Source organism: Pseudoalteromonas sp. Isolate3, from assembly GCF_022398505.1.
GTDB classification, from domain to species: domain Bacteria; phylum Pseudomonadota; class Gammaproteobacteria; order Enterobacterales; family Alteromonadaceae; genus Pseudoalteromonas; species Pseudoalteromonas apostichopi.
On record NZ_JAKEVN010000029.1, the window covers coordinates 18,888 to 37,088 of the forward strand.

Annotated in this window: 16 protein-coding genes; 7 read left to right on the plus strand and 9 right to left on the minus strand. The window is 41.3% G+C overall.

The genetic code is table 11. The features are described from left to right. Window positions 1-42: 42 nt before the first annotated feature. On the minus strand, window positions 43-594 hold the full coding sequence (locus tag L1D46_RS08240; protein ID WP_130051962.1) for a DUF308 domain-containing protein: 552 nt from the start codon (window positions 592-594) through the stop codon (window positions 43-45). 156 nt (window positions 595-750) lie between these two features. Between L1D46_RS08240 and L1D46_RS08245 the strand changes: the two genes are divergently transcribed. From L1D46_RS08245 to yegD, 6 genes are all read left to right on the plus strand, one after another. After that, window positions 751-2,445: a mechanosensitive ion channel domain-containing protein gene (locus tag L1D46_RS08245; RefSeq protein ID WP_239977301.1), complete on the plus strand. Its 1,695-nt coding sequence runs from the start codon at window positions 751-753 to the stop codon at window positions 2,443-2,445. A 368-nt stretch (window positions 2,446-2,813) separates the two neighbouring features. Continuing rightward, the gene (locus L1D46_RS08250) at window positions 2,814-5,075 is read left to right on the plus strand and encodes a TonB-dependent receptor (protein ID WP_167658453.1); all 2,262 of its coding nucleotides are present in this window, start codon (window positions 2,814-2,816) and stop codon (window positions 5,073-5,075) included. 110 nt (window positions 5,076-5,185) lie between these two features. After that, window positions 5,186-5,485 carry a hypothetical protein gene (locus L1D46_RS08255; protein ID WP_054561952.1) on the plus strand — a complete coding sequence of 100 codons (300 nt, stop codon included), beginning with the start codon at window positions 5,186-5,188 and terminating at the stop codon, window positions 5,483-5,485. A gap of 65 nt (window positions 5,486-5,550) precedes the next feature. Continuing rightward, window positions 5,551-6,207, plus strand: coding sequence for an HAD family phosphatase (locus tag L1D46_RS08260; RefSeq protein ID WP_130051960.1), 657 nt, complete (start codon window positions 5,551-5,553; stop codon window positions 6,205-6,207). A 77-nt stretch (window positions 6,208-6,284) separates the two neighbouring features. Further along, window positions 6,285-7,124, plus strand: coding sequence for a DNA ligase (locus tag L1D46_RS08265; RefSeq protein WP_239977309.1), 840 nt, complete (start codon window positions 6,285-6,287; stop codon window positions 7,122-7,124). A gap of 67 nt (window positions 7,125-7,191) precedes the next feature. After that, window positions 7,192-8,559 (plus strand): molecular chaperone, encoded by a 1,368-nt coding sequence (gene yegD / locus L1D46_RS08270; protein ID WP_130051959.1) that lies wholly within the window; start codon window positions 7,192-7,194, stop codon window positions 8,557-8,559. Window positions 8,560-8,589: 30 nt separating this feature from the next. Here yegD and L1D46_RS08275 read toward each other — a convergent pair whose 3' ends face one another. The 4 genes from L1D46_RS08275 to L1D46_RS08290 form a co-directional block, all read right to left on the minus strand. Beyond that, window positions 8,590-9,054, minus strand: coding sequence for a methylglyoxal synthase (locus L1D46_RS08275; protein WP_130051958.1), 465 nt, complete (start codon window positions 9,052-9,054; stop codon window positions 8,590-8,592). An 8-nt stretch (window positions 9,055-9,062) separates the two neighbouring features. Then, on the minus strand, window positions 9,063-9,695 hold the full coding sequence (locus L1D46_RS08280) for a LysE family translocator (RefSeq protein ID WP_239977302.1): 633 nt from the start codon (window positions 9,693-9,695) through the stop codon (window positions 9,063-9,065). Window positions 9,696-9,793: 98 nt separating this feature from the next. Then, a complete protein-coding gene (locus L1D46_RS08285) occupies window positions 9,794-11,632 on the minus strand; it encodes a S8 family serine peptidase (protein WP_239977303.1) in 1,839 nt (612 codons plus the stop codon). A 223-nt stretch (window positions 11,633-11,855) separates the two neighbouring features. Continuing rightward, the gene (locus tag L1D46_RS08290) at window positions 11,856-13,028 is read right to left on the minus strand and encodes a multidrug effflux MFS transporter (RefSeq protein ID WP_167658455.1); all 1,173 of its coding nucleotides are present in this window, start codon (window positions 13,026-13,028) and stop codon (window positions 11,856-11,858) included. A 165-nt stretch (window positions 13,029-13,193) separates the two neighbouring features. Between L1D46_RS08290 and L1D46_RS08295 the strand changes: the two genes are divergently transcribed. Then, entirely contained in the window at window positions 13,194-13,670 is a 477-nt protein-coding gene (locus L1D46_RS08295; protein WP_239977304.1) for a hotdog fold domain-containing protein, read from the plus strand. On the opposite strand, the gene L1D46_RS08300 is transcribed toward L1D46_RS08295, so the two are convergent. The 4 genes from L1D46_RS08300 to hppD form a co-directional block, all read right to left on the minus strand. Next, entirely contained in the window at window positions 13,667-14,149 is a 483-nt protein-coding gene (locus L1D46_RS08300) for a polymer-forming cytoskeletal protein (protein ID WP_239977305.1), read from the minus strand. The genes L1D46_RS08295 and L1D46_RS08300 overlap by 4 nt on opposite strands. Then, on the minus strand, window positions 14,139-15,290 hold the full coding sequence (locus tag L1D46_RS08305; protein WP_239977306.1) for a M23 family metallopeptidase: 1,152 nt from the start codon (window positions 15,288-15,290) through the stop codon (window positions 14,139-14,141). Before L1D46_RS08305 ends, L1D46_RS08300 begins: the two co-directional genes overlap by 11 nt. A 146-nt stretch (window positions 15,291-15,436) precedes the next feature. Next, a complete protein-coding gene (gene fahA, locus L1D46_RS08310) occupies window positions 15,437-16,756 on the minus strand; it encodes a fumarylacetoacetase (protein ID WP_239977307.1) in 1,320 nt (439 codons plus the stop codon). 155 nt (window positions 16,757-16,911) lie between these two features. Then, entirely contained in the window at window positions 16,912-17,958 is a 1,047-nt protein-coding gene (gene hppD, locus L1D46_RS08315; RefSeq protein ID WP_130051950.1) for a 4-hydroxyphenylpyruvate dioxygenase, read from the minus strand. Window positions 17,959-18,201: the final 243 nt, after the last annotated feature.

An 18,201-nucleotide genomic window follows, 5' to 3' on the forward strand; every position in this document is an offset into this window, starting at 1 on the left:
TTGATTGATATAAAAAAGGAGCTAAACAGCTCCTTTTTTGTTTTATATTTGAGAGTGTTGCATTTTTTTCAGCTTAAGTGCTAATAGTACCATCATTATGCCAAACACGATGGCGTAGCTGGCAACGAGCCAAAGCAGGGTAATTATGCCCGCGCCAGGGTTAAATATCAGATATCCACCAAAGATAATCGAAATAATACCGCTGCCAATTAACAGCCACTCATTAGTGATTTCTTTACGTAGTTTACTGGCAATAACAATCTCAATCACACCAATAGCAATAGCCCATGCGGCAATAAAGTACAGCATTAAGATAGCCGTTACGTTGGGAGCAAACAGGGTCACAAGTGCAGCTGCAATTGAAATTAGACCACCAACTAATAGCATCCACCAAAGTGGGTTTTCATTTTTTGAAGCAATAGCTAACCAAGTTCTAATGGCACCATCGACAAAAAAGTAAGCGGCGAAAATAAACATCAAAATCGCTAATGAGGCTTCTGGGGCAAACCAACCACAAATACCAAAAATGATAGCGATGACACCGTGGATCATTAATGATGACCAATGGGGGATTAGTGAACTTGAAATCTGCATTATCGTTTTCCTTTGCTTTAGTCTCTATATAACTAACATCTCAGCGCTTACTTGCAAAGATTTTTAATTATTTTTTGTACAGTTACACAAACCGTGCTCTAATTTAATTAGCTGATTATTTCAGCGATTTAATGTTTATAAGACAAGGAACAAAGTGTGAGCCGTTGTAATACAAAGTTTTCATTACAATTTAGTAAGTTATTAGTGTGTTTTTTACTGTTGTTCAATGCGCCATTATGGGCAACAACCACACCTGAAGTTACCGTTAAGTCCTTAATAGATAAAGACAACAAGGAAGAGCAAAGTGAACAAAAAGCAGCTAAGCAAGAGCCTGAAGTCAGTTCTCCTGCAGCCAGCGAAGAAAAAGAAACGGCTTTAGAGGATGATTTACCTTTCGACACATATGGTCGAATGACACCAAGAAGTTCAATGCAGGGTTACTTGAAAGCGGCCAGAGCTCGTGACTTTGAACGGGCTGCTCAGTATCTTGATTTTCGAAATTTACCTAAGGATGTGTCTATTATAGGGCAGCTTCAACTAGCTGAGAACTTATCTGTAGTACTTGATCGTACACTCTGGATCGACATTGATAACTTAAGTAATAAACCCGAAGGAAAACAAAAAGAAAGTGTGCCAAGTTATCGTGATTTAGTGGGGGAAATCTCAACCTCACAAGGTACTGTGCAAATCTTATTACAGTTGATTCCAGACCCAGAAAGTGGCAATCGCATCTGGAAAATATCGAATGCGACGGTAAGCCAAATTCCCTTATTGACGAAAGAGTATGGCTATAGCCATGTCGGCGAGTGGTTATATAAAAACTTGCCAGATGTTGAGTTTTTAGGTGTGCTACTTTGGCAATGGGTATATTTTGTTTTTAGTTTTTTGCTTTTCCTTGCAATAGCAATCATCTTGACGCGTATTATTACTTTTATACTTGCCCATTTAAAAGTGCCAGTCGAAAAAGATGTGATAGCGTTCATCAATGGGCCAGTTTGCTTATTGCTGGCTGTATTAATGTCGCGTTCTTTGAGTGATCAGTCGAATGTAACGATTGCTGTACTCGCTTTATTTCATGGTGCAACAGTACTTTTGATTGCATGGGGTTGGATATGCCTTCGTACAGTTGACATCGTGAAGCATAGACTTGGTCAGCGCTTCATTAAGCAAGATAGGCCCCAAGTGGTTTTTTTACTTCGCCCAATTAGTAACGTTGTAAAAACCTCAATTGTAATTATCTTGCTATTTATGTGGTTTGAAAACTTAGGATTCAATGCCACAACGCTATTAGCTGGTTTAGGGATCGGTGGTTTAGCCATCGCGCTGGCTGCGCAAAAAACGGTGGAAAATATTATAGCGGCCATCACACTTTATATTTCAGCACCAGTTAAAATTGGCAGTTTATGTAAATTTGGTAGCCAGCTAGGCACAATTGAAGAAATAGGACTGAGAGCAACTCGAATTCGCACTCTTGACCGCTCTGTAATATATGTGGCGAATGCAAAGTTCGTTGATATGCAGCTTGAGAATGTTTCTGAAAGAGAGCGTATTTCTTATAGGCCGAAATTGATGCTCAGTGCGAATACCAAGCAACAAAATCTAATCTCGTTTATGCAAGCGGTAAGAGAGCTTTTAGAACAACATAAACATATCGCCTTTGAGCCTTGCAGGGTTCGTTTTAAAGCTTTCTCGCCTTGGGCTTTACAAGTGGATGTACTAAGCTACGTAGAGACTGTCGACTTTGCATTTTATATGGAAGTAATAGAAGAATTAAACTTAGCAATTTTAGGCTTATTAAATGAGCATGAGTGCGAATTAGCTAATCCAGAATTCGCACGTGTAACTGATTAGTCGCTAAAAAAGGGGTAAATGAAAGTGGCTCTCATTTGTGCATGATGTCTACACATTGTCGTAATTAGATGGACAGGACATATGTCCGCTTTAGTTAAAAATAATTGCATAAAATCTTCTAAATGCGGCGATGTTGCCGCTAATTGTTGTAAAATAATTGTATATTTATAATTTTTAATGCAGTAAAAGTGTCATAAAGTGTTATAATCGTCAGCGTTCGTTCAGCCTCTTTACTTCGTTTTGCACTCTCGATTAAGAGGTCCGCGCAGCTTATTACAAGGCGCGAAAAATTGGCCGAGCCCGTCAAATGAATTGACGCAACATCATCACCGTTGAATAAGAGTGCATAAAAAAGGTTAAAACCCGACATGAAAGCAATGAAAAGATCTACGTTAGCAACACTTATCAATGCAACGTTGTTCTCTGCCGTAGCAGGTACTTCATTTTCAACTCTTGCTGCAGACGAAGCCTCAGCAGCAAAAAACAACCAATTAGAAGTTATTCAAATCACCGCTCGTAAACGTGTAGAAAACGCACAGGAAGTACCTGTAGCTGTATCCGCTTTACAAGGTGACAGCTTAGATGCTTACAGCTCAGCTGGTATGGATATTCGTTTCATGAACGCGAAGATCCCAAGCTTATCAATTGAATCTTCGTTTGGTCGTTCATTCCCACGCTTTTATGTTCGTGGTCTAGGTAATACTGACTTTGACCTAAATGCTTCACAACCTGTTTCTTTAGTGGTAGATGAAGTAGTTCAAGAGAACGCTATCTTAAAAGGTTTCCCTGTATTTGACGTAGCACGCGTAGAAGTTCTACGTGGCCCACAAGGTACTTTATTCGGCCGTAACACGCCGGCTGGTCTTGTTAAATTTGATACAGTTAAACCATCACAAGAATTTGAAGGCTATGGCTCAGTATCTTACGGTAGCCGTGGCGCAGTTGATTTTGAAGGTGCTGTTGGCGGTGGCTTAACAGATCGTTTATCAACACGTGTTTCTGTTCTTTGGCAAGAAAAAGATGATTATATTGATAATCGTGCACCAGGTTTTGAACAAGATGACGTATTAGGTGGTTACACTGAGAAAGCGGCACGTGTTCAATTCTTATATGAAGGCGACGACTTCACTGGTCTTTTCAATTACCATGTACGTGATATGGATGGTACGCCAATCGCATTCCGTGGTAATGCTATCAAAGCTGGTACTAACGATTTAGTAGATAATTTTGAGCACGACGTGGTTTACCACGATGCTGCTTCTCGTGCGACTCAGCAAGTTGAATCTCAAGGTGCAAGCTTAAAGCTTGAGTGGGATATCAACGATTTAACACTTACGTCAATCTCTGCATGGGAAAGTGCTGAAATCTATTCTCGCGCTGATATCGACGGCGGTTACGGTGCTAGCTACTTACCAGATATGGGTCCTGGTTTTATTCCATTCTATTCTGAAAGTGCTGACGGTATTCCAGATCAAGACCAGTACACGCAAGAACTTCGTTTATCTAGCAACTATGCTGGCGACGTAAATTTCCAAGTAGGTGTATTCTACTTTGATGAAGCGCTAACGATCGAAAACTTCAGCTACGACACTTATGGTTCAACGCCAGGTGAGTTAAACGGCTATGTTATCCAGCAACAAGATACCAAAGCATGGGCGGTATTCGGCTCATTAGATTACACAATCACTGATGATCTAAAAATCACTGCGGGTCTTCGTTACTCAGATGACGAGAAAGAATTCTCTGCGAACCGTACTTTAAGCCCTGCTGGTGGCGGTGCGCTTTTCCTTACAGAAAACCCAAGTGACGATCACGTTAGCTGGGATCTATCTGCTAACTATAAGATCAACGACGACGTAAACTGGTACGCACGTGTTGCGAACAGCTTCCGTGCACCAAGTATTCAGGGTCGTATCTTATTCGGTGATGAAGTAACTGTTGCTGAGTCTGAAACTGTGACGTCTTTCGAGACAGGTATCAAATCAGACGTTCTTGACGGCCAAGGTCGTGTAAATGCCACAGTGTTCTATTACACAATGGATGACCAACAATTAACAGCTGTAGGTGGTGGTGCAAACTTCAACCGTTTAGTTAATGCTGATAAGACAACTGGTTACGGTTTTGAGTTAGACACTGAGTGGGTATTAACTGACAACCTAAACGCAACATTTAACTTAAGCTACAACAATACTGAGCTTGACGATAAAGACTTAGCCGTTGACGTATGTGCTCAGTGTACTGTTACAAATTCTTTAAACAGCGCAGGTCAAGCTATTCTTGATGGTAATAGTTTACCGCACGCACCTGAGTGGATCTCTAACCTAACATTACGTTATAGCCGCGAAGTAGCTGACGGTGAATTCTTCACATACGCTGACGTGTCTTACCGTAGCGAAATCAATTACTTCTTATACGAGTCAGTTGAATTTGAAGGTAAGCCATTAACTGAAGTTGGTTTACGTGCCGGTTACGCTTGGGCTGAAGGCGACAACGAATATGAAGTATCAGCATTCGTTCGTAACATGTTCGACGAGCAACAATCAATCGGCGCTATCGATTTCAATAACAACACAGCAATGGTGAACGAAGAGCGTTACATCGGTGCTGAGTTCAAAGTAAGCTTCTTCTAAGCTGAAAGAATAAGTCCTATCAAAACCCGCTGTATAGCGGGTTTTTTCGTTTATAATCGTGTTTGTAACTGCTAAAGTGGCAGCATTAAATTTTGAGAAAGAGAAGAAGTATGGCTGGATTTTGGAACTACCGTGTAATTTTTTGTGAAGCAACAAAAGATGAAGCGGCACAATATCAAATACATGAAGTTGAATATAACTTAAATGGCAAAGTGACTAACTGGTCAGAAACCGGTGCAGCGCCATTTGGTAATACAGTCGAAGAACTTGAAGCAGACGCTGATCGTTTAAAAACAGCGTTTTCTAAGCCAGTATTAAAAGTGGTAAGAAAACAACGCGGTTACGAGCTGGTTGATGTAGAAACAGGCGAAGAAGCGTTTGCTGAGCCACCTGCGGGTTTAACTGAGTAACAAATTATATTTATCGAAGGTGCCAAATGGCACCTTTTATTTTTTAGACTGTAAAAGGAATGAGGATGACTTTAAAAGCAGTATTGTTTGATATGGATGGCACACTTGTCGACTCTGAAAGTGTGCATTTTAATATTTGGAATGATTTACTAGCCCCTTTTGGCGTGCAGTATGATGAGGCCACGTTTTGTCAGCGCTTTTCTGGTAGACCAACTCTTGAAGCTGCAAAGGAAGTTGTTGAAAATTATGGGCTTAGTATCACTCCACAGCAGCTAACCGATGATAAATATGCTGCATTTGGGCGCTTTGTTAGTACTAATTTACCCGCCTATATGCCTCATGCAAAAGCAGTGCTTGAGCAAGTAAAAGCCAGTGGTTTAAAAATGGCATTAGTAACAGGCAGTGCAAAAGATGAAGCCTATCCTATTTTAAAAGGCTATGGCATTTTTGATTGGTTTGATTGTGTGGTTACCAAAGATGATGTTAATAATCCTAAACCATCTGGCGACCCATACCAATTGGCACTTGATACGTTAAATATAACCGCTAATGAAGCCGTTGCAGTCGAAGATACCTTTACCGGTGTCACCGCCGCAAGTAATGCCGCTGTTGCTGTGTATGCGGTGCCGAATCATTTCACTTTAGAACATGACTTTAGTAAAGCGGCGGGGGTGTTTGCTGATTTGGGCGAATTTTTCAAATGGCTACAAACTAACCTATAATTAAACGGCTATTACTTAGCAGCATTTATTAAGTCGTGAAAGCTACTTAAAACTTACAAATTTGCAAGGAAGCAATGATGGTTATGATCACTCGTGCGCTGATGTGCGCAATCACTTTATTATTAAGCCTCTCGGTCGAAGCTCAACAAGCCCCTTCAGTACTTTTAGCAAACGTCTATGAAGCTGACAAGGTCAATGTAAGCGAGTATTTAGTTAGTGAAAAATATGATGGCGTTCGGGCCATCTGGACTGGTAGTCAATTAGTAACCCGAAACGGTAACCCAATTTATGCCCCTGACTGGTTTACTGAGCCACTTCCTAGGGTTTGGCTTGATGGAGAACTTTGGACTAAGCGCCAAGATTTTGCCACTTTGAGCGGTATCGTTCGAAAAGCCATTCCTATTGATACTGAATGGCAAACAGTAAGCTATATGATATTTGATATGCCTGATGCGACAAAACCATTTAGTCAGCGCTTTGAGAACTACTCGCGGTTAGTAAATCAGCTACAAAGTGAACATATTAAAGCAGTGGAGCAAACGCACTTTAACGATAACAAGCAACTTAGTTTGTTTATGGATGAGCTAATAGCGCAAGGTGCTGAGGGCGTGATGCTGCATCTAGCGGCTGCTAAGCATAGTGCGGGACGCAGTGAAGCATTGTTAAAGTTAAAACCCTATTTTGACGCTGAAGCGGTTGTAATCGGTTATGTTGCAGGAAAAGGTAAGTATAAAAATATGCTTGGCGCACTCAAGGTGCGCAACAGTGATGGTACTGAATTTAAAATTGGCTCGGGGTTTTCTGATCAGCAAAGAAAGTCACCGCCAGCCATAGGTAGTACCATTACCTATAAATATCATGGTTTTACTAAAAATGGTTTGCCACGATTTGCAAGCTTTTTACATGAAACACCTTAGCGTCATTCAAAAATGGCTGCGACTATGGTAAATTTCGCGGCCTTTTTATTGATGTATAGGTGCTAGAATGTTTGCAGGCTTTGATTACGGTAGCTCAAATTGTGCAATCGGTGTAATGGATAACGAGCAACAAGTGTCATTAGTGCCGCTTGAACAAGGTAAGCAGTATTTACCCTCAACACTTTATACTCATCACAGTGCTTTAGTTGTCGATTTTGTGGCAAAGCACCTCACTGGTAGCCCATTTGAGCATGACTTTAAAACTGAGCGCAATGCGCTTTTAAATACCATTCCTCGCATTAAATCAGATTTAGATATTCAAGCTGGTGATGAGACCTTATTCATCGGTCGTGAAGCAATTAGCGAGTATGTGCAATTTCCTGAAGAAGGTTACTTTGTAAAATCACCTAAATCATTCTTTGGTGCTGTGGGCTTAAAGCAAGGTCAAATAAACTTCTTTGAAGACATTGCTACGGCGATGATCTTAAAAATTAAGCAGCGTGCAGAGCAGTCACTGCAAGAGTCATTAACAGAAACGGTAATCGGACGACCGGTAAACTTTCAATCAGTTGGTGGTGAAGAATCTAATCAGCAAGCACTGGGAATTTTAGAACGAGCAGCAAAGCGCGCAGGCTTTAAAGAGGTGTCGTTTTTATATGAGCCGCTAGCGGCAGGGATTGATTATGAAACTTCATTACAGCAAGACCAAAAAGTATTGGTTGTAGATATTGGCGGGGGTACTAGTGATTGTTCATTCGTACAAATGGGGCCGAGCTTCCGTGAAAAGCAGTGTCGTGATAATGATTTCTTAGCCCACAGTGGCAAGCGTGTGGGTGGAAATGATTTAGATATTGCCCTGAGCTTTCATGGTTTAATGCCATTATTAGGTTTAGGTACTGAGTTTAAATCGGGTCTTCCGCTGCCGAACCAACCGTTTTGGCAAGCGTGTAAAATCAATGATGTAAACCTGCAAAGCCAGTTTTATAGCGATGCCCATCATCGTGAGTTATTGACTCAAGTTCGTGAAGTTAAAGAGCCTGCGCTTTTTAAACGCTTAATTCAATTGCAGCAAAATAAGCAGGGTCATCAATTAGTGCAGCAAGGCGAAGCGGCAAAAATTGCACTCTCGTCAGCGAACGAATTTACCACAGACTTGCGTTTCTTAGATTCAGATTTAATGCAATGCTTAACGCTAAAAGACTTAGCTTTAGCTGTTGATGACTCAATAAGCCAGATAGTGAGCTTAGCTAAACAAGCGATTCAAGAGGCAGGCACAACACCGGATGTAATTTACTTAACGGGTGGTAGTGCGCAATCACCGCTGATCAAGGCTGCGTTAAAATCACATTTAGGTGATATTAATATGCTGAACGGGGATCACTTTGGTAGTGTTACTGCAGGTTTAACTAAGTGGGCGCACAAGCTTTATAGCTAATCGCCCCACTTAGGTATACAACTTTAATAATTAAAGAGTCACTTGGCGCGTTGCGAGGTATTTTTCGTAATCTGGCAACGTGCGGCAAAGCTCTGTCTCCATCATAGGGGAGCTTAATAGCATATCGGCACTAACTTCATTACAGGCAACAGGAATATTCCAAACCGCAGCTAAACGAAGTAATGCTTTTACATCAGGGTCGTGGGGCTGCGATGCAAGTGGATCCCAGAAAAAAACTAACACATGCACCTCATGTTCAGCAATTTTAGCACCTAATTGTTGATCGCCACCCATAGGACCACTTAATAGCTTTATCACTTCAAGCCCTGTTGTGCGCTCGATTAAATGACCCGTTGTGCCTGTACCGTATAGCGTGTGCTTACTTAAAATATCCAGGTGCTTTTCACACCATGCCTGAAGGGCTGCTTTTTTGCCATCATGGGCTACGAGGGCAATATTCTTTTTGGCGGGTAAAGCTTGTTGTTTTTGTTCCATAAGTGCTCTTATATCAATAGGTTAATTGCTAACGCAATAAAAACTAGTCCCGTGATCCGATCAATCCAAATTTGGGCTTGTGGATGTTCACGAAAATAACTGGCTATCTTATCGCCGAAATAAATATACGTGCAGTCGATTGGAAAAGCAAAAAGCGGGTAGAGTAATCCAAAGAAAGCGAGTTGAAATGTCGTTGAAGACAAGCTCGGATCGACGAACTGAGGAATAAAAGCAATAAAGAATAAGGCAACTTTCGGATTGAGTACCTCGGTCATCATGGCTTGAAACATCACATTTTGTTTTTTACTGGTGCTAACATGAGGCTTTTCGTTGCAGTCTGGCTCAGGCCCTGTGAAGGTATCCTTTAAGGTCATTATACCTAGGTAGCAAAGGTAGGCCGCGCCTAAATACTGAACTGTGGTATATGCTACCGTGGATGCTTTTAAAATTGCCGTTAAACCTACTACTGCCAAAATAGTATGCACCACACCACCTAAGGCAAAACCAAAGGCACTTTGCATTCCGGCTTTACGGCCATTTGCAAAGGTTTGCGCCATTAAAAATGCATTAGAAGGGCCGGGAGCTACGGCAATTAAAAAACTGGCGCCTAAAAACGACAGTAACGATTCTGGATTGATCATTGGCACAAAGTTAAAAAGCTAGGTATTTGATCTTAACAAGCTTTTAGAAAAAGAAAAAGCGGGCAATCAATGCCCGCTGATGTGGGTTGGGGAAAGTATTAGAACGTCACTGAGCTATTGTTTGAACAAACAGTTGTGCTTTGTGCTTCACATACTTGGTAAGTGTAAGTACCACCGCCTTTCGATGTGATAGTGTCAGTATAGCTGTTAGTGTTTGCCACTGAGCCTACCATGCTACCATTACGGTATACATCAACTGTGCTTGTTGCTGCGCCATTCCAGCTTAAATCAACATACGCAGTGCCTTTTGATTTATAACCTGACGTAGAAAGGCTAATATCATCGCTACCAGGAGTTGTGCCGCCGCCATTATTGCCACCTGCACAGCCATTTGCCATTAGGTATGCATCTGCATCAGCGGCTTTAACAATACCGTGACCGAAGTAAACATCGTGACCAGAAGCGCCTTGGTCTTGTGCTGTCGCTTTTAAGGCATCACGAATTTCTGTCCCAGTACACTCAGGATGGTTTGACCAAACTAGTGCTGCAATACCAGATACAGCAGGCGTCGCCATTGATGTACCGCTCATGAAACCATAATCACTGGTACCAATTGCGATATCAATTGTTGTACTTGAAAGAAGTGCTGAACGGTCTTCAAGTGCTGCACCTACAGCAGGAATTGTTGTATCGTTAGTATCGCCTAATGTAGCGTATAACATGCCTGCTTCGTTATTAATGATAACAGCGCCGATACCACCTGAGTTTTCACAGTTATTCACTTTGTCATAGAACGAGATATTACCGCGGTCAATCATACAGATTTTGCCAGCTGCGCCAGAATCTACACTTTCAGCAGTACCCATGTAATAAGCCGTGCCTGATGCATTTCCTGAGTTCTCCATTGATGAAGTTGCAAAGCCCGCACCATCTGCTGCTAAGCTAGCCGAAGTGGCCATACCTGCAGGGTAAGTAGAAAGAGTATCAACACCACCTGCTGTTACTTCAACACAGATAGTTTCATCTGTAGTAGCGCGTTTACCACGACCTGACGTACAGCTAGGGAACTGCGAGAAATCTGCAATTTGGTTGTTCGCATCATTTGCACCTACCATCATTACTGATGGATAGCCTGCAGGGTATGAACGTACGTTATTACCATCATTACCTGCCGCAGCAACGACTAAGCCGCCTGCACTTGTGAAGTTAGCAAACGCGTTAGACTCGGTGCTATTTGAACCACCGCCACCTAGGCTCATGCTAATAATATTTGCACCTGCTTGAGAGCATAAGTCCGCTGCGTGTGCTAAATCTGAAGAGTAACCCCAGCCTTCAGCATTAAATACTTTGATGATGTGCATTGCAACACCAGGTGCCATACCAACCACACCAACATTATTATCTGCTGCGCCAATTGTTCCGGCGACGTGAGTACCATGAGGACCACCATTATCGAACCAGTTACCAGTACCACTGTCGTTGTCACCAGTAATATTACCCCAAATGAAATCAGGATTCGAAGCATCTAGACCTGAGTCAATTACACACACTTTCATGCCAGCATTTGCATCAAAAGTAACTTGGTCTGCTTGTGATTGGTAAACTGCGTAAGGGGTCAGCTGCTGCTGCATAGCATTACCCGCGTCATCGTTATAAAGCGCCATTGGAACACGTTTTTGGTCTTCTTCAATCAGTTTGATGTGAGGGTTGTTTAATAAGCCTTTCACGCTCGCTAGGTCATGACCTGAGAATTGCGCTGCAATGAAGCCATTACCATCAACTTTAATATCACCACCGAGCTTTTTAGCGAGTGCTTTAACTACGCCTTTTTTATTGTTGTCTACTTGGATGATGTAACGGTCATTTGCTGCGTTTGCAGTTCCTGCTGCACATAGTCCACTGATGATCAGTGCTAATGCTAATTTATTCTTTTTCATAATTCGTATCCCAAACATGTCATTTAGTTAACCAGTTGTTAACGTGGGTAAACAATAGTTTAATATATGGTTGGGTACAAGAAAAATAATCCGCAAAAACGGAACAAATCATTCTAGAAAGGTGATTTTTATAACTGTGAGATATAAAAGGATGGCTAAATGGGCAAATGAAGTATAACGATTCTCATTTACCCATATTAGCTAAAAGTATGGTAAAACTTTTTTATGACAAGCGCTTATGTTTAAGTAATAAGTAAGTAAAAGGAGTGAGCATCAAAAAATGTACGCCAATTAATACAGGTGTCGTTAAATTTAAAAATTGCGTTATAAACACTAATAAACTTGCGCCACTCATTTGCATCAAGCCGATAAGTGCAGAAGCTGTGCCTGCTTGTTTAGGAAACATACTCAATGCACGACCTGCCGATGAGCCAAGTGTTAAGGCATAACCAAAAGCTGCCAAGAACATAGGAAACATTAAAGCTAAAACTGAATTTTGCTGACTAAAAGCCAGCATTATGCAGCCAGACAATACTAACAACATAAGTCCTGCTTTTAAGGCTCGTTTGGGCTGGCGCTTTATATATATGGGCATGACGAAGCTTGCAAAAATACTCAGGGCGGCATTACAGGTAAACCAAAAAGTAAAGTCGGTGACACTGCCACCAAGCTCTGTGATTATCCAACCCGGAGCAAGGGTTACAAAGACTAAAATAGCGGACATAGTCACTAAACAAATTAAGCTATGAAATAGAAAGAGTGGTGTGGAGATAATAGGTATAAAGCGCCTTAAGTCGAGAATATGACCACTGTAAACACTGTCTTTAGGGCGGGTTTCTTTATAGAGAAACAAAACTATAAATAGGCCAACAAGTGCAAAACTGACCATGAATAAAAAGTTCATGCGCCAACCAAATTGTACGGTTAACCAAGCACCAAGAATAGGCGCAAGGGCAGGAATAAAGCAGACAATGCCATTTAAGTAAGTAATGATTTGTCCGCTACGCTCACTACCAAATTTGTCTCTAACTATTGCAAAAGCGACGACAAAAGTTGCGCATGCTCCTAAGCCTTGTAATGCTCTTGCTATCATTAAGGTGGTAAAGTCTGGCGCCAAATATGCCCAAAATGCAGCTAGCCCATAAATCGTAACACCGCTAATCGCAACAGGTTTACGGCCAAATTTATCTGCAAGTGGTCCCGCAATAAGCTGCCCAAGACCGACTGTAAGCAAAAAAATAGCCACGGTTTGCTGAAGTTGCTTTTCTGACGCATTCAATTGTTCAGCGATAGTAGGAAATGCTGGAAGATAAATATCAATACCTAATGGGCAAAAAACAACCAGAAGGCCGAGGATAAATAATAAACTGAGGTTTTTGTGCTGGCGTGACTGCATTCGCTCTCCTTTAAAACGGTATTTTATGTGCCCCTAAAGGAAAAGAAAAGCATTCACTTAGCTAAATATGTAATCATCAAAACTGCTAACAAAAAGTTTCCATTTCGCTATCTGGTCTGATGTGTTAATTTCCATCTCACATCAAAAAAATAATGGATAATCGTCTTGAGCTCACAATCATCATTATTAAAAATCTGGACTCAATGTCAGTCACTGCCAAAAGGTAATTGGTTATTTAGTAAAGCGGTCTGTTTTAAAGCTCCTTATTTCGGCTCAATAAAGCCATTGATCACAGGTTTAACAGCAGGGCATTGCAGTGCAACCGTTAAAAACCGCCGAGCAATCCATAATCACATTGGTACTATCCATGCTATTGCCCAGTGTAATATAGCTGAGTTGTGCGCAGGTTTAATGGTCGATGCGACGGTGCCGGCAAAAACACACCGCTGGATCCCAAAAGGCATGACAGTGAATTATATAGCAAAAATTGACACAGACATGCGTGCAGTTGCTGATATAGAAGTACCGAGTGAGTGGTTAGAAAAGCAAGATTTGTTAGTACCGGTGAAGGTTTTTAACAGCCGCGATGAATTGGTGTTTACAGCAGATATCACAATGTATGTAACTGCTAAAAAACGTTAAGACTTATCAGCGGCTTGTTTGTTTACAAACGACAGGTCGTTGTCATCATCGGGGAGTAATGATGAACTGGTTTGTTCTTCAGGCTTAATAGGCGCCACATTATCTTCTTCATGACGATGTTTTAAGCTGCCTTCAATAATTGCTCCCGCTTCGATACTAAGGGTGTCATGAAATACGTCACCATGGACTTCTGCGGTGCTTTCAATTACCACTTGATTGGCGATGAGTGTTCCGAAGATTTTACCTTTGACAGTTACACTATCAGCCTCAATCACGCCTTCAATCATACCAGTATGACCAATCACTAGGTGTTTAACATGTAAATCACCATCGATCCGACCATCAAGTTGGACTTCACCTTGGCAAGTAAGGCTACCAGTTAAACGGACGTCTTCAGAAATAATTGAAGGAGTATGGTTGGTTCTTTTTAAAGATGAGCCAGACGAGCTAGCTGCTGGTTGCTTTTTTCTACCGAACACGAGAAAGGGCCTTTGTTATTTTAACTGGATTGACATGTTTGCCATTCACTAAAACTTCGTAATGTAAGTGCGTACTGGTGCTACGGCCAGTACTTCCCATTAAGCCAATGACATCATCTTTTGTTACCGTTTGGCCTTTTTTTACTTTAATTTTATTTAGGTGGCCAAAGCGAGTGATGAAACCATTTTTGTGTTGTAGTTCGATAAAATTACCATAACCACCATTACGACCAGCACGAAGAACCGTGCCATTAGCGGGCGCAAAAATTTCGGTTTTATGCCAACCAGCTAAATCAACCCCTTTATGAAATGCACGACGACCATTCATTGGGTCTTTACGAAGGCCAAAACTACTTGAAATGTAGTAATCGGCAGCAGGGAGCGTTTGTGGCAATTCACTGAGTAAATTTTCTAAGTTATTTAACGCTAAAAGGTTATCGGCAATCGCTAAAAATTCAGCCGGTATTTTTGATTCATCAAATAAATCGAGTGGACCACCTTGAGCTGTATCTGAACTTTCTAGCGTCGAGGCATTGGCAAGGCTGCTATCAAGGCCTGCACCCTCTAATATGGCAACGATTTCTTGATGGCGAAGTTTGATTTGCTCATCCAATACCACAAAGCTGTTGTTATAAGCGGCATCAAGGCGCACTAAGCGTTCAGGAATACTTTCTAAGCGTTTAACTTGTTTTGGCTGCTGTTCACCTTCTAAAGGAGCATGAAACTCCTCAGAGTGTTCCTTAACAGGTAAAAGCAATGGCTCTGCATTAGTTGGTAGTGCAGGTTTGTTCATTGATTCTGGTAGCGACTCAATCATGCTTTGCAATAACGCTTGTTTTTGCTCAAGAATAGCCAACTGCTCTAATTGTTTTTCATAGGCAGCTTGTTGCTGGTAGCGTTGTTTTTGCCACTGTTGTTGTTTGCTGAGTTGGTTTTGTTCGATGCTGATGATTTGGTCGGCTTGTGACATGATCTGGAGCGTTGAAATACTTAACCAAGCAATAGCAGTTAAAATGACCAGAAGTGTTGTTAATTGTAACCAAGGCGCTAACACTAAGTGCTTTACTTCGCCATTTTGACGGATCAACAGCTGTCTAGCTGGAAAAATCGTGCGATAAAAAGACTTAAGTTTAACTAACATGGCGTACAAAATTTAACTAATAACCGAGTTAAGATAGCAATCTGATTTAAAAAAGCCAGAAAAAAATTGTAACTCAAGAGAGAAATGGCAAATAAAAAAGGGCAAATAATGCCCTTAATACTTGTTTTGTAAATGAAAATAGCGAGTTATTTACATTTGGCAGGTAGCACTGTACCCTCAACTGAACCAAAACCAATGCGTGCAAAACCGTCTTTTTCACACCAACCACGCATGATTACGTTGTCGCCATCTTCTAAGAAAGTACGTTGCTCGCCATTAGCAAGGGTGATTTTTTCTTTACCGCCGCGTGATAGCTCTAACAATGAACCTGCTTCTTCGTGCTCTGGGCCTGATTGAGTGCCAGAACCTAACATGTCGCCAGGTTGGAAGTTACAGCCATTTACAGTGTGGTGAGTCACCATTTGCGCCACAGTCCAGTAAGAGTGTTTGAAGCTAGATTTAGATACTTGTGTTGGCGCTTCGCCAGCTGCACGCATCTTTTCAGTTTCGATTTGTACATCCATTTTGATATCGAATGCACCAAACTCACGGTTATGAGAAGACTCTAAATAGTCCATTGGTTGCGGGTCATTTTCATCACGTGTCCAGTTTGTTCTAAATGGCGCCAGTGCTTCTGTAGTAACAATCCAAGGAGATACAGTCGATGCGAAGTTTTTCGCAAGGAACGGACCAAGTGGTTGGTATTCCCATGCTTGTAAGTCACGTGCAGACCAGTCATTGAATACACAGAAACCAAATACGTGGTTTTCAGCATTCTCAATGGCAATTGCATCGCCTAATTCATTACCTTTACCAAGGTAAATACCTAATTCAAGTTCATAGTCTAGGCGTTTACAAGGGCCGAATGACGGTACTTCAGCATCTGGTGCTTTAGTTTGACCGTTAGGACGGTGGAACGTTTGACCTGATACATCAATTGACGATGAACGGCCATGATAACCAATTGGTACCCATTTGTAGTTAGGTAAAAGTGGGTTATCAGGGCGGAATAGGCTGCCTACTGCTGTTGCGTGGTAAATAGAGGTATAGAAGTCAGTGTAATCACCAATGCGACAAGGCAGCGCAAATTCGATATCTGCTTGAGCAATAAGTGCTTCGCTTAATTGCGCTTGCTCACTGGCACCTTCACGGAGTGCTTTTGATAACGCAAGACGAAGTGCTGACCAATATTGCTGACCAAGGCCCATAAATTCATTTAATGTAGCTTGGCTCGCTGCTTTAACGGCAACTTGTGCATCACCTGAGAATAAACCAAGGTCGTTTACTTTCGCTAAATCGATAACTTGATCACCAATTGCTACAGCGCCACGGAACGCTTCGTCTGAATTTTTACGACGTACTTCTGCAAAAGGAAGGTTTTGAATTGGGAAGTCACAGTTCGCTTCGTTAGCAGATGCAACCCAGCTTTTTAGATTAATATCGTGGGTTTCGTTAATTAGGCTCATACTCTTTCCTTATTTGTTCGCGCTGATGTGTTAGTTATCTATATGGAGGCAATCAACGCAATTTAAACAGTTAGTTTAAAACAGAATTTAAAACGACAAAAAGCAGCGTGTGAATATAGCCAAACCACACGCTGCTTTTTATTCATAATGATGATTTAGATTACACCACGACGCTCTTGATCTCGTTCGATTGATTCGAAAAGCGCTTGGAAGTTACCTTCACCGAAACCGCCGTCATCTACACGTTGGATCATCTCGATAAAGATTGGACCAAATAGGTTCTTCGAGAAGATTTGTAGTAGGTAACAATTTTCGCTTTGGCTATCTACTAGAATTTGATGCTTACGGATCTTCTCTTTGTCTTCTTTAACCCAAGGCACACGGTCAAAAATTGTATCGTAGTACTCAGGGATGATATCAAGCGTAGCAATCGTTGATTGGTCAAGCTTATCAAGTGAGCTTACTAGGTCATTAGTAAGGAATGCTAAATGTTGTACACCCGGACCATTGTACTCATTTAAGTACTCATCGATTTGGTTGTTGTTGTTATCTTTGCCTTCGTTGATTGGAATCGAGAAAGTACCGCATGGAGATTTAAGTGCGTAAGATAATAACGCTGTTTTTTGGCCTTTAATGTCGAAGTAACGTACTTCAGTAAAACCAAATACGTCTTTGTAGAAGTTAGCCCATGTTTCCATAGTGCCTTTATAAACGTTATTGGTTAAATGGTCGATACGGATGAAGCCTTTGTCTTCAACAATGTTTTGCTCACTTAAATCTTCGAAGTCTGACTCATAGATAGAACCTTTGTCACCAAATTGCTCGATGAAATAGATTAAGCTGTCGCCGATACCGTAGATAGCTGGGTAAGGTAAATCTTTGTGTGTTGAGTCTGTCGCAGGTTTTGCACCGCGCTCAACAGCAACATCGAATGCTTTTTGCGCATTTTCTACACGCCAACCCATAGAACAGATTGCTGGACCGTGGCTTTTAGCAAATTCAGCAGAGAAACCATCACGCTCATTATTTAGTAAGAAATGAATGTCATGTTGGTTGTAGTAAACAATGTCTTTACCTTTGAATTTTTTTAACTTTGAAAAGCCAAAATCAGTAAACACTTTGTCCATGTAATCTGCATCAGGTGTTGCGTATTCAGTGAATTCAATGCCCATTAGGCCTAATGGATTATTTACTTCGCTCATTGTCATTACTCCCGCAATTATAAGCACTGCGCTAAAAAAGAATTATTGTTCTGTAATGAGCGGATGATTAACCAGAAATTCGATAAGGGGAAGATCCCAGCACTATTTAGCTAAAGCCTTCTTTGTAAATTAAATGGGACAATGATTTTAATTTCAGCAATTGCCCTAACAAAGGCAGTGAGTAAGCCACTAGGTTGACTAAAAGAGGTTAACCATCTTTATGGTTATCTATATGTATTTAAT

Coding starts and splice junctions, on each gene's coding strand:
- L1D46_RS08240 (WP_130051962.1), bottom strand. CDS start 594: ATGCAGATTTCAAGTTCACTAATCCCCCATTGGTCATCATTAATGATC.
- L1D46_RS08250 (WP_167658453.1), top strand. CDS start 2,814: ATGAAAGCAATGAAAAGATCTACGTTAGCAACACTTATCAATGCAACG.
- L1D46_RS08255 (WP_054561952.1), top strand. CDS start 5,186: ATGGCTGGATTTTGGAACTACCGTGTAATTTTTTGTGAAGCAACAAAA.
- L1D46_RS08260 (WP_130051960.1), top strand. CDS start 5,551: ATGACTTTAAAAGCAGTATTGTTTGATATGGATGGCACACTTGTCGAC.
- L1D46_RS08265 (WP_239977309.1), top strand. CDS start 6,285: ATGGTTATGATCACTCGTGCGCTGATGTGCGCAATCACTTTATTATTA.
- yegD (WP_130051959.1), top strand. CDS start 7,192: ATGTTTGCAGGCTTTGATTACGGTAGCTCAAATTGTGCAATCGGTGTA.
- L1D46_RS08275 (WP_130051958.1), bottom strand. CDS start 9,054: ATGGAACAAAAACAACAAGCTTTACCCGCCAAAAAGAATATTGCCCTC.
- L1D46_RS08280 (WP_239977302.1), bottom strand. CDS start 9,695: ATGATCAATCCAGAATCGTTACTGTCGTTTTTAGGCGCCAGTTTTTTA.
- L1D46_RS08285 (WP_239977303.1), bottom strand. CDS start 11,632: ATGAAAAAGAATAAATTAGCATTAGCACTGATCATCAGTGGACTATGT.
- L1D46_RS08290 (WP_167658455.1), bottom strand. CDS start 13,028: ATGCAGTCACGCCAGCACAAAAACCTCAGTTTATTATTTATCCTCGGC.
- L1D46_RS08305 (WP_239977306.1), bottom strand. CDS start 15,290: ATGTTAGTTAAACTTAAGTCTTTTTATCGCACGATTTTTCCAGCTAGA.
- fahA (WP_239977307.1), bottom strand. CDS start 16,756: ATGAGCCTAATTAACGAAACCCACGATATTAATCTAAAAAGCTGGGTT.
- hppD (WP_130051950.1), bottom strand. CDS start 17,958: ATGAGCGAAGTAAATAATCCATTAGGCCTAATGGGCATTGAATTCACT.